The sequence below is a fragment of the Taibaiella koreensis genome (genome assembly GCF_003545715.1).
GTDB lineage: Bacteria > Bacteroidota > Bacteroidia > Chitinophagales > Chitinophagaceae > Taibaiella > Taibaiella koreensis.
On the sequence record NZ_QVNU01000011.1, the window covers coordinates 1 to 23,639 of the forward strand.

A 23,639-nucleotide genomic window follows, 5' to 3' on the forward strand; every position below is an offset into this window, starting at 1 on the left:
TTAGGTATTAGGTATTAGGTATTAGGTATTAGGTATTAGGTATTAGGTATTAGGTATTAGGTATTAGGTATTAGGTATTAGGTATTAGGTATTAGGTATTAGGTATTAGGTATTAGGTATTGGGTATTGGGTATTGGGTATTGGGTATTAGGTATTAGGTATTAGGTATTAGGTATTAGGTATTAGGTATTAGGTATTAGGTATTAGGTATTAGGTATTAGGTATTAGGTATTAGGTATTAGGTATTAGGTATTGGGTATTGGGTATTAGGTATTAGGTATTAGGTATTGGGTATTGGGTATTGAGATTTGGACCTTGGAATTTAATATTTGTAAATTGTCGCTTGGAATTCAAGCTTTGAAGATTGCCAATTGCCAACTATTCTATTAACATTGGATTTCAATTTTGCCCACTGCCAATTGCCAACTATTTCATCGCGTACTAAGTATTAGAATTTGCCACTTGGAATTTTCCGATCAAAAGTCGGCACCGCAATGGAAACAATGCCATTTATCGGAGGCAAAACCCTGGAGCAGCCAGCGCAGCATTGCAGGCCGCTTGCTGTAGTCTTCCTTTCGGGTATTTTTACTGCCGCAATGGATACAGATACGGTTATTGGGATCCAGCTGGTCAATGTCCTCTTCGTCCCAGAAACCGATAGTCGACTGTACCGCCAGCGCCTCCTGCTCGATCACCGCAAGCACATGCTCGGCCATCGCTTTATCACACTCGGCCACCTGCAGCCTGATGCGCCCGTTGGCTTCGGCCATGTGCCATTGCATAGCGATCGTATGCTCGTTTTGCAGCACACAGGCCATGCCTTCGGCTTCCAGCCTCGACTTGACGATGTGTGCCGTTACATAGTTATCAAAGGTACGCAGGGTAATTAGTCTTGCCATATAAATACATCTGACGCTTTGCTACTCCGGGATATTGGCGATCAGCCAGCCGTTCAGCTTTTCGATCGCCTCTTTCATTTTCCAGCGGCTCTTGTCGCGGGGTTCTACATAATTGGAAATACTACGTACCTGCAGGAAAGGGATCTTCTTCCTCAGGCATACATAATGAAAAGCGGCGCCTTCCATGCTTTCCAGGGCGCAGGCATAATGCTCAGCCCTGCTGCTGATGGTGGTTTCCGTACCGCTTACCGTATTGACCGTAAGGGCCGATACGAAAGGAAGGTTGAGCTTAATGGGAAAATCACTGAATGTATTGATCAGCTTTTTATTGATGAAGGGGCGTTCCTGCGCATCCATCAACCCGATATCAAACATATCCCTGAAGCGCCCGTTGTCTTCCACACCAAGGTCTCCCAGCACTTCTTCCTGGACGATGACCAACCCACCCAGCGGCAGATTGCGGTCGAAAGCGCCCGCCACACCGGCTTGCAGGCAAAAATGCGGATCAAAAGCCGCGATACTTTCTGAAAGGTTAAATACCGTTTGCATACTGCCTATGCCCGTGATACAGATGAGGACATCCAGCTGTTCCCGCCGGTAATGGTTTTCCGCAATACGTTGACAATGCTGCTCCAGGAATTGCTGTAATGGCTCCAGCTCAAATGTAGTTGCCGCTGCAACCAGTAATCTCATAGCCTGTTTTTATTCCGGCAAATTTAATCTGTTTATAGCTTTATGGGTAATGTTTTTTGCCAAACCTCTGTAAGGTAGTACCTTTGCAGAAATCATTAAATTTTTATGGTATACCTTACACGTGTAGAGCATTTTAATGCTGCGCACAAATTGTATAACCCGGCGTGGAACGAGGAGCAGAACCGTGAAGTATTCGGCAAATGTTCCAATGCCAACTGGCATGGCCACAACTACGAACTGCATGTAACTGTGAAGGGCGAGCCTCATCCTGAAACGGGATTTATTTTCAATGCCAAGACATTGGGTACCTTGGTAAAAGACATTATAATTGAAAAAATAGACCACAAGAACCTGAACCTGGATGTGGATTTCATGAAAGATAAGTTCACCAGCGCCGAGAACCTCGCCATAGGCATATGGAACGAGCTGGAACCGCATGTCGCCCGGGAAGGCGCTACCTTACACGGCATCCGCCTCTACGAAACGCCGAAGATCTATGTGGAGTATTTCGGCTAGGACTACCGTTCACTTACCAATTCAAGCATTTTAATGGCGTATAAGAAGATTGAGCATTACGACGAAGAGATCACTTCCTCCCTCAAGGATCACTATACCAATGTGATAGGCCTGCTGGGCGAAGATTTGCAACGCGATGGCCTGGAGAAGACCCCCGAAAGAGTAGCGAAGGCCATGCAATACCTCACACAGGGCTACCAGATGGATGCGGCCGAGATCCTGAATTCGGCCAAATTCAAGGAAGACTACAGCGAAATGGTGATCGTGAAAGATATCGAGCTGTACTCTCTTTGCGAGCACCATATGCTGCCTTTTATCGGCAAAGCGCATATCGCTTATATTCCTAACGGCTATATTACCGGACTCAGCAAGCTTGCCCGTGTGGTAGATTGCTTTTCGCGCCGTCTGCAGGTACAGGAAAGGCTTACGGAGCAGATATTGCATGCCATCCAGGATGCGCTGCAGCCCCAGGGCGTGGCCGTAGTCATTGAAGCCAAGCACATGTGTATGATGATGCGGGGAGTGGGCAAACAGAACAGCGTAACCACTACCTCGGCCTTTAGCGGCCAGTTCCATGTGAACGAGACCCGTACCGAGTTCCTCAAGCTGATCTCTTCGGAATTAAGCTGATACCGGTAAGATCATAAACGTCAAAATATGCCAGAGCGGTCCGTTCAACAGGACCGCTCTTTTTTGTACCTTTAGGTTGAACCAACGACCGCAGACTATGGAAGCGCTGTACCTGGTGGCGATATTGCCGCCCGAGCCAGTAGATATGCAGATAAGGCAATTCAAACAGGAGTTTGCCGAACGTTTTCCCACATTCAAAAGCGCCACGGTATTGCCACATATTACGCTTATTCCTCCCTTCAAAGAAGACAGCGGCAGTGCCGGTTTCCTGGTGCATGATCTTACGGAGCTGTGCAGCGATTGTCCACCGTTCCTGCTTACGTTATCGGGTTTTCAGCATTTCGGCTCCCACACGATCTATGCAAGCGTGGGAGAAACGATTGCCCTTAGCCGCCTTTTCAGCAACCTGGCGCGCGGATCCGCTCATCCTCATATGACCATCGGCTACAGGAACAAGAATCGCAAGGCTTTTCCCCTGGCATGGCAAGCCTTTGAGAACAGGCCCTTCGAAGCTACTTTTGCAGTAACCAGCTATTGGCTGCTACGCTTTGAACATAGCGGCTGGCAGCCGTTCAGAGAAATCCCGTTACTGAAGGCTTCTTAATATGATCACACAACTATCCATATGTCCTACGACGAACAGCTGGCCAACCGGGTCAGGGAAGCCTTATTAATTTATACTACAGAGATCGAAGAGAAAAAAATGTTCAGCGGTCTTTGTTTCATGGTAAAGGGGAAGATGTGCGTCTGCATCAGCAAAGACGAGCTTATGTGCCGTATAGGCCCCGAAGCCACCGCAACCGCCCTCGAGCGCAACGATTGCCGGCCGATGATCCATGGCGGCCGTAGCCTGAACGACTATGTGTATGTGGCGCCGGAAGGCTACAAGAGCAGGAAAGACTTCGACGGCTGGATCGCAGCCGCCATGGCCTTCAATGGACAAGCCAAGGCTTCAAAAAAGAAAGCTTAGGCCCCGGCCTCATAATGGCTGAGGCCGGCTTCCAATGTCCGTACCTGCTGCTGCAGCGCCCCGATCTTCTGTAACAGGTGATGAATGGTTTCGATACCGGCTACATTGATGTCGAGGTCCTGGTACCAACGGGTATAACTTTCCAGCTGATCCAGCTGGTCGTAGTCGATGCAGCGCTCTTCATCCTGTTGTATAATATGGATCAGACCGCTTTGCTCGAGTTCGTCGATGAAGGACACCTCAGTACGATGGTGGATACAATATTCTGTTATGGTGATTAGCTCCGTTGCCATAAGAAAACATTTTAGGATGCAGCCAACTGCGCAAACAATTCTTTTTGCTTATCGCTGAGTTGCGTGGGCAGTTTGACATTGAAAGTGATATAGAGATCGCCGAATTGGCCTTCCTTTTTATAGACCGGGAAACCCTTTGCCTTCAGGCGCAGTTTCGTGCCGTTCTGCGTTTCCGGCTTTACCTTAAGCTTTATTTGTCCCGCCAGAGTATCTACGGTAACTTCTCCGCCCAGCACCGCCGTATATAGGTCAATATCCATGTGCAGGTACAGGTTATCGCCTTCGCGCCGGAACAAAGGGTCTTCTTTGATATGGAAGGTGAGGTAGAGGTCGCCGGCGGGTCCACCGTTCATGCCTGGTGCGCCATAGCCCTTCAGCTTGATCTTCTGCCCCTGGGCAATGCCGGCATTAACTGTGATCCTTACGTTTTTGCCGTTGATGGTAAACGATTGCTGGTGCGTTGTATAAGCTTCCCGCAGCGAAAGGCTCAGCTCAGCATTATAATCCTGGCCTTTAAATACAGACTGCCGCCCACCGCCGCTACGGCTGCCGAACATGGATTCAAAAAAATCAGAAAACTGACCATCGTCAAAGTTGCCGGAATAATCCTGCCAGTTACCACCGCCACCACCATATTGGTACTGCTGTCCCTGCGCCTCTTGTGCCCGTTGGGCCTGCTCGTATTGCTCGCCGTGTTTCCAGTTTTCGCCATACTTGTCGTATTGCTTGCGTTTTTCCGGATCGGTAAGCACCTCCTGTGCTTCATTCAGCTGCTGGAATTTTGCTTTGGCTTCCTGGTCGTCGGGGTTAAGATCGGGATGGTACTTTCGGGCCAGCTTCCGGTAGGCTTTTTTGACCTCTTCGGTAGTCGCATCTTTTTTGATGCCCAACACTTGGTAGTAATCGATAAAAGCCATAAAAACAAAGCAATATTTAGGGGTTAAAACAAACAACCGCGGCAAAGGTTGAAGACCGGCTCAGGGCCCTATCTTCCGCACCCATTCGGAACGCAACAGTTGCTTATAATATTCTTGATAGCGTTTCATCGCTACTTCATCACCCGGATCAAAGTTGGCAGGTACCACGCTGTTGAGATAGAGTTTCGTTTTCGTACTGTCGTGTCCGTACTCCAGGGAAAAACTAATGAGCCGGATCGTATCCTTCATTCCCAGTACCGCGTCTTTGATGTAGTAGTTCCTCACGTGCCAGGGATTACCCTGCATAGCGATGGTATCGGGATACACCTGGTAACCTTGCCGCCTTAAGGCTTCCAGCAATTGTCCGCTGCTCATGCTGAACTTGTAATATTTACCGATGGTTATACCCTCTTTTCCTGAATAATAATAGGACTTGGGAGGCGAAGTCGCCATCAAAGCAAAGACGGTAGGCAGCAATATCCACGCGGCGTGTGGTTTCGGCACTCTTTGCTCCTCAGTGTGGCTTGCCTGGAGACGGGCGATCAGCCAGCCGGCCAATGGCAGTACCAGCAGCGCCCACAAGTCGGTGCTATCCACTACTCTCGTGATGGAAATTGGCGCCACCTGGTTATATACCCGGATAAAACCATCGGAAACCGGTAGCTTCCAGAAGACGAAGAAAAGCGCTGCAGGCAAGATGGCATACTGCCTTAAGCGGGGGAAAAGATAAGCCAGGAACAGCGAAAGCACGATGAGACCGGCGACATCGGAAAGCTTGCCGGTCAAACCATTGTGCCATAATCCCTTCAAAAGATGATCGTTGAGTACCAGCACCGCCAGGCTCAACAAAAAATAAGGGTTGTATAAAAGGTGTTTGTGGTGGGTTGCAGGCATAGGTATTGGCTGAAAACTAAAGATAAGAAAAATCAGATACGCCAGGGCGGATTCAGACGATTTTCCCCGGCATAATACAGGATCAGTTGGTTGCCATCGGGATCGCGGAGTCTCGCTTCCCGCCAAAACCAGGGCTTATCTTCCGGCATCGTCTCCATCTTCAGGCCCCCGGCTACCAGTGCGGCAACCCTGTTGTCCAGGTCTTCGCATTCCAAGTATATCCATATCCCTTCCCCATCCGGCAAGCGATCGACGAGATGCAATGAAAAGGTGCTTTGACCATCAGGACATTCAAAACGGGCGTATCGCGGCAAGGCATCAACGATCAGGCGCATGCCCAGCTGTTGGTAAAAAGAGACCGACTGTTGCAGGTCGAGCGAAGGCAGGGTTACCTGGTTCAGGTTCATAGGTCGCGATAGCTACTGATGCAAGTTACGACAATGGATGCTTTATACTGAGGTGCTGTAGCAGCAGTATTGTCTTCGCATCGCGTATCGTTCCCTGCGCCACACCATCCAATGCTTCGGCCATGGACAGCTCCAGCACTTCTATGAATTCGTTCTCTGCTGCCAGGCCGCCGCCTTCGCTTACTTTCATGCTGGTATCGTAAGGTGCAATGAAGTAATGCACCAGCTCGGTAACCGAGGCAGGCGACATATAGCTTTCCATTACCTTTTCGAGCTGCTCCAGGCAATAGCCCAGCTCTTCGATGGCTTCCCTGCGGATACAGGCTTCAGGCGTTTCTCCCTCTTCCAGCACACCGGCGCAACATTCTGTAAGATACCCGTCGCCGTTACCATTGAGAAAAGTGGGCAGGCGGAACTGCCGGATCAGCAGCACCGTTTGCCGCGCCGGATCGTAAGGCAATACTGTGGCGCTGTTGGGCCGTACATAGACTTCGCGCTGCTGCTCCCGGCCATCAGCCCGGAAGCGGACCTGCTTCAGCGTATATTTTTGGTCGGAAAGGATGTCTGTGTCCAAAATGATGGCCTGATGATGTTCCATAACGACGACGGTATTTACTTTTACAGGAATAAGAACAATTCTCTGTGCAAATAGTTAATAAAGTAATGGAACAAAGAAATACACTGATCCGGGAACTAGTCTTCCTGCTGGAAAAAGGTAATGCGCACGCCTCGTTTGAAGACGCCATCGCCGGCGTACCCGCTGAGCTCAGATCGGTACGTCCCGATACTTTGCCTTATAGTATCTGGGAACTGGCCGAACATATCCGTATTACGCAATGGGATATCGTCGAATTTTGCCTGTCGGACAAGCACCAATCACCCAAATGGCCCGACGAATACTGGCCCGGCGCCAAAGAGAAGATCAGCGATGAGGATTGGGAAAAAACGGGACAACAGGTAACAAAAGACAGGGAGCGCTTCGTCGCCCTATTACAGGCAAAGGAAGCCGATCTCTATACGCCTTTCGCTCATGGCGATGGACAAAACCTGTTGCGCGAAGCCTTGCTTATCGCCGACCATACGGCATACCATACCGGACAGATTCTCGTCGTACGGCGGCTATTGGGCTGCTGGGATTAACCGCGGCAATGTATTCAGGCCGCTATGCGTCTCCGGCCAGATACACCGGATCGGCCGGAACGGCGATGGCCGCCCTGCACGAGCCGGATATACATAGCATCAAGTAAAAACAACTGCCTTTTACCCGCATATGAAAAGATAACCCTGCCCCTTGAGCGTTATGATCTGAATACGGTCGTCGGCAGCGAAAAAAGCCCGCAGTTTGCGGATATAGACATCAAGGTTTCGGGAGTTGAAGAAAGAATCGTCGCCCCATACCGTTTGCAGGAGCAAACGGCGGTCAAGCGCTTTATCCCTATGCAGGCATAGCATGCTGAGTATCTGGCTTTCTCTCTGCGACAGGCGCTTTACTTCTGCGCCAAAATGCAGCTCAAGCTTCCCTGGATAAAAGCGCCAGGCGTTCAGGGACACTTCCTCCGGTAGCTCCGGCTGATTGTCTTTTTTCTGTTGCTGCAACCGGAGCTGGTTTTCGATACGCGCCATCAGCTCGTCCATGCTAAAGGGTTTACGAATATAATCGGTACCACCGCTGGCGAAACCCTGTACCAGGTCTTCCGTCTGGCTTTTGGCGGTAAGAAAGATCACCGGCAACTGCGGGAATAGGTTACGGGCAAGATTGCCCAGGGTGAACCCATCGATATGAGGCAGCATGACATCCAGCAGGCAGACATCCGGGTTAAATTGGCGAATGACATCGGCCAGGCGGGTACCATCCTTTTTGTGCAGCACCTCGTATCCTTTCAGGGTAAGGGTTTCCCGTACGATACGGCCCAGGTAAGGCTCGTCTTCTATATAAAGAATCTTCTTTTTCATAAGGAATAAAGGATCACAGGCAAAGGGTAAAGCGACAACCACCTTCAGGCATATTGGCCACGGCAATGCTGCCCTGGTGCTGCTGCATCACCTGCCGGGCGTAGCTTAACCCCAGGCCATAGCCTTTTACCCGGTGGCCCGAATCAGAAGGTACACGGAAGAATTTTTCGAATATTTTGCGGTGGTAGTCTTCAGGAATACCGGGGCCATTATCGGTTACGGATACCATCAGCTGTTCGCCTTCCTGCTCCAGCAATACCTGGATCCGGATCTGATCCTGGCCATATTTAAGACTATTATCGAGCAGGTTGATGAGTACACCCTGGAAGTGGAGCTTATCGGCCATCGTCAGGAAATGGATTCCCCTAGCTTCGAAATTCACTTCGGCATCATAGGTCAATAACTTCACCTGGTAAGCTTGCAGCACCTCTTCGGTGATCACTTTCAGATCGCATAGCTCCGGCTGTATGGCCAGTTTACCCGATTCCAGCAATGAAGTGTGCAGCGAGCGGTTGACCAGGAGCTCCAGCCGTTCCAGCTCCAGTGTGGCCATCTCCATATATTCTGCCGTCAATGTCTTTTGCCCGGCCTCATCAAAATGGCGGATCGCTTCCAGGGCTACTTTCATCGTAGCGATAGGTGTTTTGAGCTCATGCGACATATTGCTCACAAAATCGTCTTTCATCGCGCCCAGCTGTATCTGGCGCAGCAGGCTTTTATACGTGGTGTAAAAGGCCAGCAGGATTACACCCAGTAACACGAGCACAAAGATGGACTGCGGCCATAGCTTTTGCAGGATATAGCCGCGGTACCGAGTAATGACCACACCATATCCCGGCTGGAGGTAATGATTGGGAATAAAAATAGACTCTTCACCAAAAGGCTTTCCTGAAGCGGCGATCCACTGTACCGGGAATGTCCAGCCCATACGCCGCATGCGATCGGCAAATTCGTTGTGGAACACAGAGGTATCGATATGGAAGAGGTATTGTTTCTCGGTAGGGCTAAGCTGTCGTACCCTGCGAACAGCCATCTTTAAGCCTTGTATGGAGGCATCCCGGCCGCTGTCGCGGAACAGCAGGGAGGAAAGCTTCTTCAACGTATCATCGCTAAGAGAGATCTGTCCGTTTACCGGCGGGGCTTCCGTTACCCGGGCCTGCCCTGTTGCCTGCGGATCGATCACAGATACCAGCAACAGGGAATCGGTGATGCCCTGCTGCACACGGTCGAACAATTTGCTCAGCTCTTTCTGCAGGTTATGCTCTTCCCGCTCATATTGGGTATATAGCCACTGCGCGGTGAATCCCACCAGCAGGATATAACCGGCGATCATAATGAGACGGGTGCGACGCAGCTTATTTTTTCCTTTGACTGATTGCATAAACGTACCTGCAAATTACGATTTCATATGCAGCACCGCGATCCATTAACCTTTTTTAACCTTAGTTCCCTTTGGATTAACCCGGGGCAGTGTGCGCGCCACATAGCTTTGCCCCTATACGACACCTCATTCAAATCTATGACCTACCGCAAGCTCAATAACCTGGCAGGCTGGCTGCTCGCACTGCTGGCCTTCATCCTTTACTGGCTCACTATGGAGCGTACCGCCAGCTTCTGGGATTGTGGCGAGTTCCTTGCCTGCGCCTATAAGCTGGAGGTGGGCCATTCGCCGGGAGCACCTTTGTTCATGCTGCTGCAACGCCTGTTTGCCTTGTTCGCAGGCCCCGATGCCTGGCTGGCCCGTCCTTCCACCCGGGCGGCCTATGCAATCAACCTGCTGTCGGTGCTCAGCAGCGCGCTCACGATAATGTTCCTCTTTTGGACCATAACCCGTCTTGCCCGCAAGATCATCAGCCCCCGGTCGATGCCGGACCGGAGGCAAACACTACTGATCCTGGCAGCCGGGATCATAGGCGCGCTGGCCTATACCTGTTCTGACACCTTCTGGTTCTCTGCTGTAGAAGCAGAAGTCTATGCGACCTCCTCCCTGTTCACCGCCCTGGTGTTCTGGGCGGCCCTCCGGTGGGAAGCCATAGCCGATGAGCCCTATGCCGATCGCTGGTTGCTGCTGATCGCTTACCTGGTGGGTATGTCTATTGGTGTACACCTGCTTAACCTGCTTACGATACCGGCAATAGCAATGGTGTGGTATTTCCGACGGAAAAAGACGAGCCCACAGGGTGTATTGCTGGCGCTGCTGACGGGATGTCTGTTGCTGGGCATTGTTCAATTTGGCGTAATCCAGTATTTGCCCATCCTGGCTTCAGTCGTGGAGCTCTTCTTTGTAAACAGCCTGGACCTGCCTTTTCAATCCGGCGCGATCTTTTTTGTACTGCTGCTGGCTGCCGGACTGACCGTACTGCTACGGCTGACGCAAAGGAAGCGCTGTTATGCGCTGCATACCGCAGTGCTTGGTCTCATTTTTATTATCATAGGTTTCTCCTGCTATATCGTACCTGTCATTCGCTCCCTGGCCAACACGCCGGTGGATGTCAACAATCCCGATAATGCCGTAAGCCTGGTGCCTTATGTTCAGCGCGAACAATACGTGCATCCGCCGCTGCTATATGGCCAGGATTTCGATAGCCCGGTCACCGGGGTGAAGGAGGGAAAGCCTTTTTATTACCGGCAACAAGACGGTAAAAACCATCGCTATATACCCGCCGGCGCACGTAACGAATATACTTTCGAAGAGGGTTCCCTGCGGTTCTTCCCCCGCATCTGGGACAATTTTGAAGCGTCTCACCAGGCTTTTTACAGACGGTACCTGGGTTTGGGTAAAGACGAATCGCCTTCGGCAAAAGATAATCTCTCCTTCTTTTCCGGCTACCAGATGAACTGGCTGTGGTGGCGCTATTTTATGTGGAATTATGCCGGCCGGCAAAATGATGCGGAAGGCCAGGGCGAGCCCCGCAATGGGAATTGGATCAGCGGCATTCCCTTCCTGGATTACCCCCGCACCGGTCATATCGACCTGATGAGTGATCCGTACCGGTACAATGCCGCCCGTAATGAATTTTATTGCCTGCCGTTGTTGCTGGGTCTTGCAGGTATGATATGGCATTTCCGCCGGCAGGGCAAAGACGCCTTTATCATACTGCTCCTGTTTTTCTTTACCGGCATTGCCATAGCGCTTTATCTCAATATGTCGCCGCTGCAACCCAGGGAGCGCGACTATGCCTTTGCCGGCTGCACCTATGCTTTCGCAGTCTGGATCGGTATGGGCGTGCTGGCCATAGAACAGGTTTTACGAAAGGTGCTGCCCCGCTTCAGCCTGATACCGGCCTTCAGTATCTGCCTGCTCGCAGTTCCCGTGCTGATGCTGAAGGAAGGCTGGGACGATCATAACCGATCCGGCAAAACGCTGGCTCAGGCTACAGCCCGCAATACCCTGCTCTCCTGTGCGCCCAATGCCATCCTGTTTACCCAGGGCGACAACGATACTTATCCGCTATGGTACCTGCAGGAAGTAGAAGGCGTAAGGCCCGATGTACGGGTGGTGATCATGGAGCTGCTCAACGCAGACTGGTATATCGACCAGCTAAACTATAAGCTAAATGATGCGGATGCAGCGCCGATGGTATGGCGCCGGGAAGATTATATGGGCGACGCGCATAACTACACCTCCTATTACCATCATCCACAGCTTGCCGAAGACCGTTTTTTTGACCTGTACGAAGTATGCAGCTTTATCGGCAGCAAGCAGAGCCAGCTGCGCAACCGTGCCGGGGAAGCCGTCAGCTACCTGCCTTCGAAGCATTTTTCATTGCCCCTTCCGCCCGGTGTGCAACAGCAACCTGCTGTAATGGCCGAAGACAGCTCCCGGCTCTATTTCAGCATACCGGGCGAAGGGGTACAGAAAAAAGAGCTGGCGGTGATGAATATACTCGCTGCCAATGCCCGCTCAGGCTGGAAAAGACCCATATACTTTAATGGCAGCTATCCCAACAAGGAAGATGTGCTGGGCCTTAGTCCTTACCTGCGCATGGAAGGGATCGTTTATCGCCTGGCGCCCTTTACAGCCGGCGATTACAATGCAGCCGCCCGCCAGGTAGATAATATCGACGTTGAAAAAAGTCTGCATTGTTTCACATCGCTGTACCGGTACGGCGGTGCTGAAAGGAGCGATACTTATTTTGACGAAAAGAACAGGGTCATGCTCATGTCCTACCGGATCAATAGTGTAACGCTGGCCGAGCGCCTTAGCACTACGGGCCGGAAAGCGGAGGCTATCCGGCTGCTGGATAAAATGGAACGGAATATTACAGCAGCCGCCTACCCTCATGATGAGCTTTCCGTTTATATGGCCGAAGCTTACTATCATGCCGGCGCCCATACAAAAGCGGCCCGCCTGTCGCTGCTGCTGGCAGCCAATCTCCGTCGGGATATGGCCTGGATCAATGACCTGGCCCCGGCACAACAGGAAAGTACGGCTTATGATCTGCAACGTGACACTGCCCTGCTCCAGCGACTGGCTGCTGCCGCCCGTGAAGCGGGAGACGAAGATACTGCCCGGCATGTACAGGGCACCTCCGGCGAAGCCATGCCGGCGATCCAATACAAGCCCAGCCTGCACTAAGCGACTTACTATTCCCGGCCCAGGATCTGTCGCCGTAAGGCATAGATCCTGGCCACTTCGTCGTGTAGCGCCTGCGGACTGCCTGCCGTAACATTAAAGATGCTATACACCGGCTTACCCCGCAGCATATCCCAGCGCCAGGTCCATTGGCTCAGTGTGGACCGTTGCCCGTTGTCGTACCACCAGGCGGTATAAAGCCGCTCGTTCCCTTTCTCCAGTATACCGGTAAAAACGGGTATGCTGTTCCATTGCTGCTCTTGTATGTTGCGGAAACTATACCCGCAGCCTGTCCAACATACAAGAGGGTTATGATCGGTATACACAACACCTCTTGCCGGCTTGACATAGACCAGCGCATGTTCGCCGGCGATCTTGATCACTTCTTTATCATACCAGGACACGGCATATCCTTCCAGCTTCGGCAACACGCCACCGGGCATCGCTTCCCCTTGCTGGCGACTATAATGGAGGGCAAACAAGAACAGCGGCAGCAGCAGCCAATGAGCGCTATGCGCTGCCAGTGGATAAGGGTCAGGCACATGATCTGTTACGGGGAAAGGCTTCCCGGCGCGGACCACCAGCTTCCTGACCAGGAAGAAAGCAGGCAGCAATACATACACCAGCAGGCAAAGCAAACCACAGATATCGTGCAGGGGATCGCCGGGTAGTATACGGAAATAAACCAGCAATAAAATGCGCAGGAGATTCGCCACGACGTTCAGCAACAGCAAGACCAACAGCACAGCAAAGATCCAATAACCCGGCAGGTACAGACCGCTGCGCCGTTGCTGCACCGCCAGAAGGATAAGGCCGCAGAGCGATGAGGTGATCACCATATGCAAGCCCATGCAAGCCGGATCAACCGAGAATTCGCTTCCATGGCATAGGATCATGTTACCGGCAATGCTCACCTTCTGATCTGCCAGCCGCAGCAGCGATCCAGCAGCTTCGGTAAGCTGTAGCCGGATAGGGAAGCTGAATATATGCGCAAAATACTGGCATACCGGCGACATAAAAAACAAGGTCAATAAGGTAGGCAGCCTTGCTTGCCTTCCACTGCTTTCATACAAGAAAAGCAGCAGGCTGCACCAGGCAAAAAATAAGATCGCCTTTACCGGCGCCAGCAAGCTAAGCAGCAGCAATACCACCGATAGTAATGCCATATGCGGCCGGGGCTTGCGTACCCTCACCGGCAACAGTGTTAACGGCAGGGCAACCATACCGGTAATACCATTGGCCGAGCGCCAGTCCGGGTAACTTCCCAGCACAGCACAACCGGCAATGAGGTAGCCCGCAGCCAACAGGATAGCTATCCATGGGAGCCGGCGTGGCGGTACTAAGAGTGTTTCCATAATGACTTCAGTTTATGCTGGTATAAGGCGCCCACAGTCAGCAGCAGTGCCACCGCGATCAAAGCCCATTCTTCAGGCTCCGGCACGGCGCCTTTGGACTGCAGGCTGGCATTCTGCAGGCTGTTTTCACTGGCTTTGATATCGAAGCGGTCGTAATCGGCCTGTGTTTCCAGCACCACAAGGCTCGACAGCGGGCTCACAATATTCGCCTGCTGCGCTTCCGCTACCAATGCCGTATCCGTCTCACGGTTATGATAAATACCGCTGCCCAGCTGCCGCATCAGATGATTATAAGCGAAAAGCCGCTGAAAATGATCCGGCGCCTTACCCCGCGATGTACCGGCTGTACGGCGAAGCATGATGCCGGCATTATCGATCACGATGCAATCGTCATGCTCTACATCGACAGCAAAGTCCTGCTGCCTCACACGGGTCAGGGCAGCAGCTACATTGCCCTGCTCATAGCGGAAAGCCCGGTGCTCTTTCAGGCTGCGGAGGTAGGGGGTCATTTCTGTACCCATGTTGAACAAGCATAGTTTTTGTCCCTGATCCAGCCAGGCTTCCAGCGCTGCGGCAAAAGGGGTTTCCTTCAGGTCGCCGGTGTTGGGCGATACCTTACCGCTTTTTGTCACCAGCAATGCCGTTCCCGGGTCAATGATCGCCTGCATCGGGAAAAGGCTGAAGTGCTTACGATGCAATTGACGGAACAAACCGGCAGCCTCTGCTTCCGTTACCCGTATCAGTTCATCGTCGTACACATATACCGGCACTGTTTTCCAGGCCCGTACCAAAGCCAGGAACTCCTTTTCGGTCCAGCTGGCATTAACGTCCAGGTAAATCTTGCTAAAGATGGTAGCTGTTCGTTGCGCCTGGTATAAGCCGATATGATAGGTGTATCCAGAGAAGGAGAACACATCAGGGGATAGGGCCACCGCCGGAAATTGCCAGTGCCAGTCTTTAATATAATCACGCTCCTTCAGGAAGCGCCCGTCGCCTTTTGAGCCAAAACCGGCCATCGCTGCTGCCGGCGGCCCTTGTTGCCAGTCGACCTGCACGATCTCCCGCGCATCCGAAGCATCCGGTCCTTCGAAATAGATATTGTCGTAGGCGAGCTGGCCTTGCCTGAAAGCCAAAGGCGCGGTGACACCGATCTTAAAAATACGGTTGCCGCCGGCCGGTACCGGAAATACCCTTACGGTCACGCGATTGCCTTCGCGCCAGTGCACGACAGACGGATCGCGGTTTTCGACGCCTACGATCTGCCGGTAAGCCTCGTTAGCCTTGCCTTTGGTTGTCAGTATTCCCCTGGCTTCCACGCCATTGATCCATAGGGAAAGCGATGTAAGCACACCGCCTTCAGGCAGGTGGAAGGTGTACAGCGCCTCCTCGTTACCGTTGCGGCCGGCATCCGTTTTCCCCTGCGCTACTGTAATGGTCTTTTCGGTATAAGCCATGCGGAACTGCGGCCAGATGCGGATATTGGAGATCACATCGGTAGTACGCAGGTCCCGGCCGCTCCAAAGACGTTCCTCGGTCTGATACCGGGCATTGAACTGCGATTCCAGTATTTTGATCCGCTCTTCTTCGTTTATGGCGCCACCTTTGTGAAAGAAGGTTGCGATCATGATCAGCGGATCATGCTTGCGTACTTCATCGAACCGCCGGGAGGGAAGCCCCCAGTCCAGGCCATTGCCGGAGAGCTCCGCTTCACTGTATACCAGCCCGGTCTTCAGGTACCTCTCGGTAAACCAATTGTGCGGCAGCTCCTGGGCCAGCCTTATCCATGAGGGCAATGCCTGGTCCTGGCTGATCAGGGTCCGCTGATAGTACGAAGCGGCCTGCTGATCGAGCTGCCGCCATTGCAGGCAAAAGGTGACCACTACTACCAGGGATATCCCCACCCCACAGCAAAAAGCCCGCGTAACGTTCCGGTACAGCGGTGCTTTCCGGAATAGCCATACGAGGGTGAAGATCACGAAAAGTAAGGGACAAAAGGTATGCAGTGAAACACCTAAAGCCAGGGCCGCCGGAACACTGAGCGGATACAAGGGTAGCAGATAAATGCCCAGGTAAAGGAACAGGCTCCAGCTGATGCCCATACCAAGGGCGACCAGGCGGCGGCCCCAGATACCTATGCGATCAAAATACAACAGGCTGCAATAAAGTATACCCGTAAGCACCAGCGCCACATTAAGCCAGGCTACCGATTGCTGGAATACCGGCAGAACGCGGTTGAGCGAATAAGCGCTGATGAGGAAGAGTACCAGCGAAAGGAAAAAAAGATCAAGGCCTCCTTTGCCGGCTTTGAATCGCCCGCCGATCCACAGGCACAGAAAGTAGGCGCCAGACAACAGATAATTGAATACGAAGATACCCAGGAATGCATCATCCTTAAGCCCTGAGCCGACACCAGCAGCATACGCCATAAAAGAGATGAGAATGGAGAAAAGACCAGCTGAATGGAACGGCCGGCGAAGAGGAAGCGGCTTTGTTGTTTCGTCGATCATGATTTTTATATTTAAAAGCACTTTTAATTACAAAGTAAAAACGCAAAAATAAAGTGTTTATTTTTTAAAAAGTACTTTTAATTACAAAGTAGCTAAAAAAATATCCTACAGGACTGTACGATGACATCATTATAGGATTAGCCGGAGCAACCGGGTCAATCTACTTGTAGTTCCTTACCTTTATCGTCTATCATTTATGTAGAAAAAGTAATTTCTAAACTCTTACTATGAAAAAAATATTGCTATTCCTGACACTACTGTGTCCTGTATTGCTGTATGCGCAACAGCAACCAGGGGATATTGACACTCCTTATGCTTATGTAAACAATTTTGTGGATTCGGGCTCAGTACATAAACTGCTACGGCAACCAGATGGCAAATTATTACTTTGCGGCGATTTCACTTCTTACGATGGCCGGCCACGTGCTATGCTGGCCCGCACAGATGGACAGGGCAACCTGGATATGAATTTCTACAGTACAGCTAATGGGTTTTACTATAATAATGCTGAAGGTCTGACGGCATCGCTGCATACTATGGCATTGTTACCGGGTGGAAAGCTGCTGGTGGGAGGCCGCTTTAATTTCTATGGCTCAAGGTTAGTGCTGAGTATCGCCCGCTTGCATACAGATGGGTCGCTGGATACTTCCTTTAATGCCAATGGTGTGGCTTTTCTGAAAGGGAACAGCGCCGGCACCGTATATAGCATTTTGGTACAGCCTGATGGCAAAATATTAGTGGGAGGCGATTTTGACAAGTATAACATGCTACCGGCAAGAGGCCTGGTAAGATTGAATGCTGATGGAACCGCAGACGCTACTTTTAATGCCGGCGGCACAGGATTCGGGTACGGGAGCGGGAGTGGAACGATCGAAACCTTGGTAATGCAGGACAACGGAAAGATCATAGTGGGAGGAAACTTTACAAGTTACAATGGAATGGCAAAGAAAATGCTGTTGCGGCTAAATACAGATGGCACACAAGATCCTACCTTTAATCAAGCCGGTACAGGATTTAGCGCAATGGCTGGCAACGTAACGGTCCATGTGTTGGCCACCGACAACCTTGGCCATCTGCATATAGGTGGTAATTTTATTAATTATAACAATGCTTATTGGCAAAGCTACCTGAAGCTGGATACCGCGGGCAATTTGCTGAACGGTACAAATGAATTTTTCTACAGCGAGGTTTATGATATAAAGCCTGACGGAAATAAGGTGTATTGCGCCGGAAATTTCCTGTATACTGCACATGGCGATAATGCCTACGGGCTGATACGACTGGATAGTGCTGGTGTGGCGGATACGACACTGAATATCCGAACAGGTTTTCAATATGATGTGACGGCTACAGGAATAGTCAAGACTTTAATGTTGCAAGGTGACAGTATGGTGCTTGCAGCTGGTCGCTTTAAAAAGCTGCACCAGGAAAACCGTTTGATGGCTATAGCCCGTTTGCGGACAAACGGTAGTACAGACACCACTGCCTTTATAAGGCAGGCCGCCTTCAGTGAAGAGGTGCTGGCAATGGCAACGCAGCAAGACCAAAAAGTGGTTGCTGTAGGCCCTTCTTATTTTTACAACAACTATGCCTCTCCCCGTATTGTGCGCCTGAATACAGATGGGAAAAGGGATACAAGTTTCCACGTAGGCGCCGGCTTCAACAGTAAGGCTTCCTGTATAGCAATACAGTCGGATGGTAAAATTATTGTCGGCGGCGGCTTTACGGCTTATCATGATACGACCCGAAGTGCACTTGTGCGACTGAACCCAGACGGAAATCTTGATAACAGTTTCAATATAGGATCGGGCTTTTATGCCAATTCATTCGACGATTTTCATAGTGAAATCTATGCGCTGGCCCTGCTTCCCAATGGACAAATATTGGTGGGAGGCGATTTTAAGGCCTATAACGGCACACCTGTCAGGAGTATGGTGCGTCTGAATGCAGACGGTAGTATGGATAATTCCTTCTTTAATGGTTTTGACATTAATAATGCCATCATAACCACCATAGCGGTTCAGAATGATGGAAAGATACTGGCAGGTGGCAGTTTTATGACCTATAACGGACAACAAGCCGAGGGGATTATCCGGCTCAATGCTGACGGAACTGCGGATCCGGCGTTTAACCAGTCTGGTGTCGCTTTCCAGTATTATACTCCTCCGGGTACGAACATTACTTACGGCTCGAGCGTGTCTGTAATCAAAGTACAGACTGATGGCAAAATCCTGGTAGGAGGAAGCTTTTTGGCCTATAATAACAGTCTGGTAAATGACCTGGTACGCCTGAATGCAAACGGCAGCCGTGATATGACTTTTAACAATAGTGGCAGCGGCTTCTTTATGATGCCAGAAACGCTTTTCTGGTACAATTGGGGATATGTATCGGATCTTTATATACAACCCGACGATAAGATTATTGCAGTAGGACAGTTCCAGAAGTACAACGGTACAGCTGCTCAGAATATAATTCGGCTACATACGGACGGATCGATGGATCCCATATTTACACCGGAAGCAGGCAATAATAGCAGCTATGAGTATAATGATGACTATTCGCCTTATACTGTGCGTAAAATCGTTGCCCTCCCCAACAATCAAGTGGTGATCGGCGGCCGGTTTCCGGATTGTAATAAAGTGGTTAAAGGAGGGATAGCACGACTAAACAATGCTGCTGACTTCGTGCCATTAAGCCTTACTGTATCTACCCTGAATAATGTGCCTGCAGTCATTAATCAGCCCGCTGGTACATTGCAGTTGCAAGCAGAACTGTTGCCCTTCCTAAGCAATCAGGCTGTAACCTGGTCTACAGGAAATGGTGCGGGTATTGCTACTGTAGACAACAGCGGGCTGGTAACTGCTGCATCTAATGGTATAGTATGGGTAAAAGCCGTATCGGTAGCGAATAGCAACCTTTCTGATTCAATACAAGTATTGATAACCGACCAGGGCACAGGTATTACTGCACTGCAGGAGAATATCTTCTTACAAGTATATCCCAATCCGACAACATCGAAAGTACAGGTATGGTGTAACGGGCACTTTTCAAACGGGAGCCTAACTCTTACTGATGTAAATGGGGTACATGTGCTGCAGCAAAAGATAACTGTTGACCGGAATAGATTTGAACTGGACTTAAATCAAATAAGAGCTGGCGTGTATATCCTTGACCTTGAAACGGGAAGAGGACACCATCGTACTAAGATTGTAAAGCAATAGCTTGTTTACAAAAGCTTATTTGTATTTGACTTCGTTCAGGACAAACAATGGGGCGTTTATTGCATACCCGGATTGAGAACCTGTTGTAGCTCTTGCCTCAAACAGAGAAGGCGAAAAATAGTCTATGCCGGTATGATAAAAACAGGGGAAATACGGACCAGGAGATAAGTGCTGATGTGCCTTGCGGCTTTGGCAAGAGATAAAAGTTTCTCTGTGCAGTTGCGGAAGAAAACTACAGTTTCTTTGCCTGGCGGCCGTCCCAGGTATAGGCTTCCCGTGTTCTTTTTACCTTAAAAACGGGCTCGCCATTGGGGTCAGTTTTCTCCTCGTCGGCCTCGCCTTCTTCGGCCAGGCGAATGATACGACCGGGCTGTCCACCGGCTTCTTTGGGAAACAACAGCGTTTCCGAATGATAAAAGACGCCGGCATCTCCTACTTCCGATTTACCGGGCAAAGGCAACAACTGGCGACCGGTCCAGCCAAAGTAAACGTAATCGGTAGGGATGCCACAGGCCTCACCGCCAAACTGGATACGCCAGATATCACTGGTTCCCTCCAACCCCATATCGCCCAACAGTTTTGCTTCGGTCACCGAGGTCTCCAGCGCTTTGACTATAAATTCCTTTTCGTCCAGTTGCTGCAGGTTGGCATCAAGCGCTTTGGCCTTGACATGCCAGGCGGCGGGCTTGTAGTCATCGCCTGTTTCGCGGGAAGGGCTGATCCAATCCAGGCCATAGATAAAGGTTTGCCGTGCGGCGTTGGTATGGCTGCCCAGGGCCATCATACCCAGCCATATGTACCCCTCTTTACCGGCGCCATAACGCACCTGTACCCAGGGTGCATAGATGCCTTTGAGCTGTTCTATATGCCCTGCTTGTGCGCGGATAACGACCGGTGTGCCACAAGGGAGTGAATCGGTGATGGATTCCATTTTACCAGGCCGGGAACGCACATTGGCCATTTTGCCATAAACCCTGAAGGTATCGCCGGGCTGGGCATTCCAGAGATTGAACTCAATATTGTCTTCCCGCTGCCCCCATACGGTAATATGACCGAGACTGAAGAGCAAAGCCAGGAAGCAGCAGACGGATACTTTATTCATGCTGTAAAAATAGGATATTGGATAAAAAGGTGGGGAAAAAGAAAAGACTGCTCATAAGAGCAGCCTTTATTATGGAAAATGGCCTATCCATACCTTTTACACCATACGGCGGGATGCCTTGCGGTGCAAAGTAAATGATCAGCAACCTTTTTGCCCGGGAAATGTGGCATTACAAGCACATACCGTATTTGAAGTAGCGAACGGTGGCGGGCAAGACATGGTTATCGGATCACAGGCGCCGTACCCGGGAGTCGTGTTTTGTATCGTAGTTGGTGTTGTATTTACGGTATTACCCGTGGCGCCATTATTGTCACCACCATAAATTTTACCAGCTGGCAAAGGGGTTATCATCTGCTTCTTCAACGTAAGCTTTGCGTATTTGATCTTGTTCTTTTTCATGAATGCTTTATTAAAATGACCTGCCCTGTCGCACCCTGGGCAGCATGTTCGGCGTGCCGGTTATTTTTCCGGCTAACCAGCAGGAACGCCCGCAATTGTTGTACATCAATCTTATCCTGAGCTTAATAGAGCAGCAGCGCAGCCGCAGCCTAGCATGCAATTTGTGTGGCCAGGCATAAGCAGATGGAGACATCAGTATCTCTTGAATGCTTTATACAATTATCCTGGTAAGTCTTCTGACAGGTATACCCTTGCACCGAAAAAATGGGCAGACCACCTTTTACTTGTGCCGTATCTTCGAGTGGTGCAATTGCTGTTTTGTTCAGTTGCAGTTTGGCAATATTTATTTTGGCCTTTTTCATCGTTTTTGAAAATAAAAGTTGCGCTGCCCTGTCGCACCTTGGGTAGCATGTTCGGCGTGCCGGTTATTTTTTACCGGGGTAACCAGCAGTAAACACCCGTAATTGTTGCGCCAATCAATCGTGCACAATTTGCCAATAAAAACGGCAGGTGCAATCAGCCAATGTATATTCATGACGCTGTGTGTATATCTGTGCTGATAGGGGTATAATTAAAAAAGCCGGGAAGCACTTACTTCCCGACTGGCAGACCTTATAATCTTACCGGATCAGCAGCTTCCGGGTACCTGCCAGGCGACCGCCGGTATGTCCCTGCAGCAGCTTGCTATCCGGCACCCGGACGCGTCGCCTGTCGCTGTAGCAGGCCATCAGTCCGTTGAGGGTGCCGGCGTAGATCACATTTCGTATTTTGGCCAAAGCTGAGCCATTGCCCGCGACGGTTACGGGCGATGAACACATATTGCCGGTAAGAAGGATTGGGGTTAATGATATCGTTCCTCAGCTTTTCCATCAGTCCTCGGCTGCTCCAGACGGCTTGTATCAGCTCCGACCGGTCCGTAGTGCCATACATACCTTTGTCCGTACCCCTGATATAAAGAATGGGTGCCTGCTCCGGAATACCTTTTACAGATTTTACCGGTGTTGTCATAAACCGGTATATCCCTTTTCCGGTAGTGCCCAGCCAGATGGCGCCATCGCGGGCACTTAAAATCGCGTTTACACGGCAACCGGTCAGAAAGCTATCAGTAATATGAAGGGAACCGGTATTATAAATATAGAAGCCTGCATCGGTGCCAATGCCCAGCTCTTCGCGGGATAAACGCACGATGCGTAAAGTGCCGGCTGATTTGAGTACAGAAGTATTCTTTATGTCCATGACCAGGCTTCCGGCAGTATCCCGGTATTGGATCTGCTTGCCTGACTGAAAGTCGCAGATCAGGCTGGAATCGGCATAAGTATATCCCTTAACCTCGAAAGGCAATGTGCTCACCTGGTGAAAAGCTTTATTGCCCCAGCGATATATCCGGTCGTCCACAAGCGCCATTAATTCCTGTCCCGGTCCCAGCCAGTATTTTACCCACTTGTTAGCCAGCGGAATGCCATCGATCGATCGTATCTTTTGCACTTGTCCTTTAGCCGTATGACGGGTCAATATGCCTTGCTCATAGATCCAGGAAGTACCTTCCGCGTCGAAATAGATAAATAAAGGGCAACTCGCCAGTTTATATTTGCGCAGGGAAGTATCTGTCGCTTCATTATAGATCACATCGGTCCGGATATAAGCCAGGGTATTGGCAAAAGGCAACAACCATAAGCGGCCATCGTTATTTTCAATGAAGCCGAATACCTCGTTGTCGGGAAGACCGTCGCGGGAAGTATACAGCCTGAAATCGTAACCGTTAAAACGCATCACGCCATTTTCGGTGCCGATCCAGATATAGCCATTCCAGTCGTGGCACAGGGCGTACCCGTTGATCGCCGTAAACCCTTGCTCCCAACGGTAATGAATATAATTTTTTTCCCGGCTCCAGACCTTTGCCCGCGGCAGACATAGGGCCGGCAGCAGCACGAGAAAATATGATAGCCTGCGCATACAGGAATTAAAGGAACGATACCGCATTTGATAGTTAGATTGCACAGCCAACAGGGGCCGTTGGCAGATAACAAAAAGCCTGAAATCAATTAAAGCGCCGGGAAATATGCCAGAGCGCACTGTCTCTATCCCAGACAAATGAGGAAAAGACCAATACGGCGAAGGCGGATATATACAGTTGAGAAGCAGTGCACGACAGGCGTGGCTTGACAGGGATACGGCATAGCATGGTTTATGGCTTTAAAGGAGATATCGATTACCAAGACCTCCTCATCTTCAAACGACGCTAAACATGTTTTATTATTAATGTATCGGATTTTTTGGCATCCGGGTGAGGCAGATAAGCCGGATCGT

Annotated in this window: 22 protein-coding genes; 7 read left to right on the forward strand and 15 right to left on the reverse strand. The window is 50.6% G+C overall.

Annotation, left to right across the window (positions count from 1 at the left end):
- Nucleotides 1-476: 476 nt before the first annotated feature.
- A complete protein-coding gene (locus DZK30_RS24465; RefSeq protein WP_118976835.1) occupies nt 477-899 on the reverse strand; it encodes a putative signal transducing protein in 423 nt (140 codons plus the stop codon).
- Nucleotides 900-920: 21 nt separating this feature from the next.
- Nucleotides 921-1,592 (reverse strand): futalosine hydrolase, encoded by a 672-nt coding sequence (gene mqnB, locus DZK30_RS24470; protein ID WP_118976836.1) that lies wholly within the window; start codon nt 1,590-1,592, stop codon nt 921-923.
- 105 nt (nt 1,593-1,697) lie between these two features.
- Here mqnB and DZK30_RS24475 point away from each other — a divergent pair, with 105 nt between their 5' ends.
- The 4 genes from DZK30_RS24475 to DZK30_RS24490 all read left to right on the forward strand — a co-directional run bounded on the left by DZK30_RS24475 (nt 1,698) and on the right by DZK30_RS24490 (nt 3,708).
- A complete protein-coding gene (locus DZK30_RS24475; protein ID WP_118976837.1) occupies nt 1,698-2,108 on the forward strand; it encodes a 6-pyruvoyl trahydropterin synthase family protein in 411 nt (136 codons plus the stop codon).
- 33 nt (nt 2,109-2,141) lie between these two features.
- Complete coding sequence (gene folE, locus DZK30_RS24480; RefSeq protein WP_118976838.1) at nt 2,142-2,738, forward strand: GTP cyclohydrolase I FolE; 597 nt, start codon at nt 2,142-2,144, stop codon at nt 2,736-2,738.
- A 97-nt stretch (nt 2,739-2,835) separates the two neighbouring features.
- Complete coding sequence (locus tag DZK30_RS24485; RefSeq protein ID WP_118976839.1) at nt 2,836-3,342, forward strand: 2'-5' RNA ligase family protein; 507 nt, start codon at nt 2,836-2,838, stop codon at nt 3,340-3,342.
- A gap of 21 nt (nt 3,343-3,363) precedes the next feature.
- Nucleotides 3,364-3,708 (forward strand): TfoX/Sxy family protein, encoded by a 345-nt coding sequence (locus DZK30_RS24490; protein ID WP_118976840.1) that lies wholly within the window; start codon nt 3,364-3,366, stop codon nt 3,706-3,708.
- Here DZK30_RS24490 and DZK30_RS24495 read toward each other — a convergent pair.
- The 5 genes from DZK30_RS24495 to DZK30_RS24515 are packed head-to-tail and all read right to left on the reverse strand — an operon-like array spanning nt 3,705 to nt 6,817.
- A complete protein-coding gene (locus DZK30_RS24495) occupies nt 3,705-4,001 on the reverse strand; it encodes a chaperone modulator CbpM (RefSeq protein WP_118976841.1) in 297 nt (98 codons plus the stop codon). The genes DZK30_RS24490 and DZK30_RS24495 overlap by 4 nt on opposite strands.
- 11 nt (nt 4,002-4,012) lie before the next feature.
- The gene (locus tag DZK30_RS24500) at nt 4,013-4,918 is read right to left on the reverse strand and encodes a DnaJ C-terminal domain-containing protein (RefSeq protein ID WP_118976842.1); all 906 of its coding nucleotides are present in this window, start codon (nt 4,916-4,918) and stop codon (nt 4,013-4,015) included.
- A gap of 60 nt (nt 4,919-4,978) precedes the next feature.
- Nucleotides 4,979-5,812 carry a hypothetical protein gene (locus tag DZK30_RS24505; RefSeq protein ID WP_118976843.1) on the reverse strand — a complete coding sequence of 278 codons (834 nt, stop codon included), beginning with the start codon at nt 5,810-5,812 and terminating at the stop codon, nt 4,979-4,981.
- Nucleotides 5,813-5,844: 32 nt separating this feature from the next.
- A complete protein-coding gene (locus tag DZK30_RS24510; RefSeq protein WP_118976844.1) occupies nt 5,845-6,219 on the reverse strand; it encodes a VOC family protein in 375 nt (124 codons plus the stop codon).
- Nucleotides 6,220-6,244: 25 nt separating this feature from the next.
- Complete coding sequence (locus DZK30_RS24515) at nt 6,245-6,817, reverse strand: NUDIX domain-containing protein (protein WP_118976845.1); 573 nt, start codon at nt 6,815-6,817, stop codon at nt 6,245-6,247.
- Between the two features lie 65 nt (nt 6,818-6,882).
- Here DZK30_RS24515 and DZK30_RS24520 point away from each other — a divergent pair, with 65 nt between their 5' ends.
- Nucleotides 6,883-7,359, forward strand: coding sequence for a DinB family protein (locus tag DZK30_RS24520; RefSeq protein WP_118976846.1), 477 nt, complete (start codon nt 6,883-6,885; stop codon nt 7,357-7,359).
- A 120-nt stretch (nt 7,360-7,479) separates the two neighbouring features.
- Here DZK30_RS24520 and DZK30_RS24525 read toward each other — a convergent pair whose 3' ends face one another.
- Together DZK30_RS24525 and DZK30_RS24530 are read right to left on the reverse strand one after the other, a co-directional pair.
- Nucleotides 7,480-8,172: a response regulator transcription factor gene (locus tag DZK30_RS24525; protein ID WP_118976847.1), complete on the reverse strand. Its 693-nt coding sequence runs from the start codon at nt 8,170-8,172 to the stop codon at nt 7,480-7,482.
- A gap of 13 nt (nt 8,173-8,185) precedes the next feature.
- A complete protein-coding gene (locus DZK30_RS24530; RefSeq protein ID WP_118976848.1) occupies nt 8,186-9,553 on the reverse strand; it encodes a sensor histidine kinase in 1,368 nt (455 codons plus the stop codon).
- 138 nt (nt 9,554-9,691) lie between these two features.
- On the opposite strand from DZK30_RS24530, the gene DZK30_RS24535 reads away from it, so the two are divergent.
- On the forward strand, nt 9,692-12,751 hold the full coding sequence (locus DZK30_RS24535) for a glycosyltransferase family 117 protein (protein ID WP_162903437.1): 3,060 nt from the start codon (nt 9,692-9,694) through the stop codon (nt 12,749-12,751).
- A gap of 8 nt (nt 12,752-12,759) precedes the next feature.
- Here DZK30_RS24535 and xrtN read toward each other — a convergent pair whose 3' ends face one another.
- Nucleotides 12,760-14,103, reverse strand: a complete 1,344-nt coding sequence (gene xrtN / locus DZK30_RS24540) for an exosortase N (protein ID WP_118976850.1) — start codon at nt 14,101-14,103, stop codon at nt 12,760-12,762.
- Nucleotides 14,088-16,610 (reverse strand): XrtN system VIT domain-containing protein, encoded by a 2,523-nt coding sequence (locus DZK30_RS24545; RefSeq protein WP_118976851.1) that lies wholly within the window; start codon nt 16,608-16,610, stop codon nt 14,088-14,090. Before DZK30_RS24545 ends, xrtN begins: the two co-directional genes overlap by 16 nt.
- A gap of 227 nt (nt 16,611-16,837) precedes the next feature.
- Here DZK30_RS24545 and DZK30_RS24550 point away from each other — a divergent pair, with 227 nt between their 5' ends.
- Nucleotides 16,838-19,831: a T9SS type A sorting domain-containing protein gene (locus tag DZK30_RS24550; protein WP_118976852.1), complete on the forward strand. Its 2,994-nt coding sequence runs from the start codon at nt 16,838-16,840 to the stop codon at nt 19,829-19,831.
- A gap of 232 nt (nt 19,832-20,063) precedes the next feature.
- On the opposite strand, the gene DZK30_RS24555 is transcribed toward DZK30_RS24550, so the two are convergent.
- From DZK30_RS24555 to DZK30_RS24565, 4 genes are all read right to left on the reverse strand, one after another.
- The gene (locus tag DZK30_RS24555; protein WP_118976853.1) at nt 20,064-20,933 is read right to left on the reverse strand and encodes an SH3 domain-containing protein; all 870 of its coding nucleotides are present in this window, start codon (nt 20,931-20,933) and stop codon (nt 20,064-20,066) included.
- A 138-nt stretch (nt 20,934-21,071) separates the two neighbouring features.
- On the reverse strand, nt 21,072-21,332 hold the full coding sequence (locus DZK30_RS26180) for a hypothetical protein (RefSeq protein ID WP_162903438.1): 261 nt from the start codon (nt 21,330-21,332) through the stop codon (nt 21,072-21,074).
- A gap of 149 nt (nt 21,333-21,481) precedes the next feature.
- Nucleotides 21,482-21,694, reverse strand: a complete 213-nt coding sequence (locus tag DZK30_RS24560; RefSeq protein WP_118976854.1) for a class I lanthipeptide — start codon at nt 21,692-21,694, stop codon at nt 21,482-21,484.
- Nucleotides 21,695-22,016: 322 nt separating this feature from the next.
- Complete coding sequence (locus tag DZK30_RS24565) at nt 22,017-23,285, reverse strand: ligand-binding sensor domain-containing protein (protein WP_162903439.1); 1,269 nt, start codon at nt 23,283-23,285, stop codon at nt 22,017-22,019.
- Nucleotides 23,286-23,639 lie beyond the last annotated feature (354 nt).

Excerpts from the sequence above, each read along its gene's own strand:
- DZK30_RS24510 (WP_118976844.1), bottom strand. The coding sequence starts at position 6,219 with ATGAACCTGAACCAGGTAACCCTGCCTTCGCTCGACCTGCAACAGTCG.
- DZK30_RS24530 (WP_118976848.1), bottom strand. The coding sequence starts at position 9,553 with ATGCAATCAGTCAAAGGAAAAAATAAGCTGCGTCGCACCCGTCTCATT.
- DZK30_RS24550 (WP_118976852.1), top strand. The coding sequence starts at position 16,838 with ATGAAAAAAATATTGCTATTCCTGACACTACTGTGTCCTGTATTGCTG.
- DZK30_RS24520 (WP_118976846.1), top strand. The coding sequence starts at position 6,883 with ATGGAACAAAGAAATACACTGATCCGGGAACTAGTCTTCCTGCTGGAA.
- folE (WP_118976838.1), top strand. The coding sequence starts at position 2,142 with ATGGCGTATAAGAAGATTGAGCATTACGACGAAGAGATCACTTCCTCC.
- DZK30_RS24545 (WP_118976851.1), bottom strand. The coding sequence starts at position 16,610 with ATGATCGACGAAACAACAAAGCCGCTTCCTCTTCGCCGGCCGTTCCAT.
- xrtN (WP_118976850.1), bottom strand. The coding sequence starts at position 14,103 with ATGGAAACACTCTTAGTACCGCCACGCCGGCTCCCATGGATAGCTATC.
- DZK30_RS24490 (WP_118976840.1), top strand. The coding sequence starts at position 3,364 with ATGTCCTACGACGAACAGCTGGCCAACCGGGTCAGGGAAGCCTTATTA.
- DZK30_RS24485 (WP_118976839.1), top strand. The coding sequence starts at position 2,836 with ATGGAAGCGCTGTACCTGGTGGCGATATTGCCGCCCGAGCCAGTAGAT.
- DZK30_RS24565 (WP_162903439.1), bottom strand. The coding sequence starts at position 23,285 with ATGCGCAGGCTATCATATTTTCTCGTGCTGCTGCCGGCCCTATGTCTG.
- DZK30_RS24475 (WP_118976837.1), top strand. The coding sequence starts at position 1,698 with ATGGTATACCTTACACGTGTAGAGCATTTTAATGCTGCGCACAAATTG.
- DZK30_RS24500 (WP_118976842.1), bottom strand. The coding sequence starts at position 4,918 with ATGGCTTTTATCGATTACTACCAAGTGTTGGGCATCAAAAAAGATGCG.
- DZK30_RS24495 (WP_118976841.1), bottom strand. The coding sequence starts at position 4,001 with ATGGCAACGGAGCTAATCACCATAACAGAATATTGTATCCACCATCGT.
- DZK30_RS24515 (WP_118976845.1), bottom strand. The coding sequence starts at position 6,817 with ATGGAACATCATCAGGCCATCATTTTGGACACAGACATCCTTTCCGAC.
- DZK30_RS24525 (WP_118976847.1), bottom strand. The coding sequence starts at position 8,172 with ATGAAAAAGAAGATTCTTTATATAGAAGACGAGCCTTACCTGGGCCGT.
- DZK30_RS24505 (WP_118976843.1), bottom strand. The coding sequence starts at position 5,812 with ATGCCTGCAACCCACCACAAACACCTTTTATACAACCCTTATTTTTTG.
- DZK30_RS26180 (WP_162903438.1), bottom strand. The coding sequence starts at position 21,332 with ATGAAAAAGAACAAGATCAAATACGCAAAGCTTACGTTGAAGAAGCAG.
- DZK30_RS24465 (WP_118976835.1), bottom strand. The coding sequence starts at position 899 with ATGGCAAGACTAATTACCCTGCGTACCTTTGATAACTATGTAACGGCA.
- DZK30_RS24535 (WP_162903437.1), top strand. The coding sequence starts at position 9,692 with ATGACCTACCGCAAGCTCAATAACCTGGCAGGCTGGCTGCTCGCACTG.
- DZK30_RS24555 (WP_118976853.1), bottom strand. The coding sequence starts at position 20,933 with ATGAATAAAGTATCCGTCTGCTGCTTCCTGGCTTTGCTCTTCAGTCTC.
- mqnB (WP_118976836.1), bottom strand. The coding sequence starts at position 1,592 with ATGAGATTACTGGTTGCAGCGGCAACTACATTTGAGCTGGAGCCATTA.
- DZK30_RS24560 (WP_118976854.1), bottom strand. The coding sequence starts at position 21,694 with ATGAAAAAGGCCAAAATAAATATTGCCAAACTGCAACTGAACAAAACA.